Source organism: Pararhodobacter sp. CCB-MM2 (assembly GCF_001691415.1).
GTDB lineage: Bacteria > Pseudomonadota > Alphaproteobacteria > Rhodobacterales > Rhodobacteraceae > Pararhodobacter.
The window spans coordinates 1-600 of record NZ_LRRR01000076.1 but is presented as its reverse complement, the minus strand read 5'-3'; the positions used below and the strand labels follow the sequence as shown (position 1 = coordinate 600).

At 59.5% G+C, this 600-nt stretch carries 1 pseudogene; it reads left to right on the top strand.

What is annotated here, in order from left to right:
* Positions 1-293, top strand: a pseudogene (locus tag BCY78_RS25775) (hypothetical protein); the annotation flags it as partial.
* Positions 294-600: the final 307 nt, after the last annotated feature.

The window sequence follows — 600 nt, the reverse complement described above, 5'->3', positions numbered from 1 at the left end:
ATACGATCCTGTTCAACAGCGCGGCCGCCGCGGATGGGGATGAGATCCTTGACTTCTCGGTGGGCGACCTGATCGACCTTTCGGCGATCGATGCCGTCCGTGGCGTCAATGGGAACCAGTCGTTCACGCTGCAGAGCGCAGATACGGGTGTGGGTGCAGGCTCGCTGGTGATGAGCGAGGGTGAGGACGGGGTTGTCGAGCTGTCCGGGCATGTTGATGGGGATGGGGAGGCCGACTTCACGCTTCGCATCCGCAGCGATCACAGCCTGACGGTGGATGACTTCCGTCTCTGAACCGCCTCGTGCAACAGGCCGCCGCATGTTCTGGGGAGCGCATATGCCCCTAAACATGCGGCCGGCTTATCCCGGAATGGTACTGGCCTTCTTACCGAAGGCTGAGGACTGCAGGACACATGTGCTTTAGCGCATTCTGTCTTGCTGCAGTCCAGCCCTGACAAAAAGGCGCTGTAATGGCCTCCTCTTCCTCGCGGTCGCGCTCAGGCGACAAGTCATCCAGTATCGGGTCTCTTTTGAAGGCGGATCTTTACCGCTACGGGATCGCGCTTTTTCTTCTTTCGGGCTTGATCAACCTGCTTGCGCT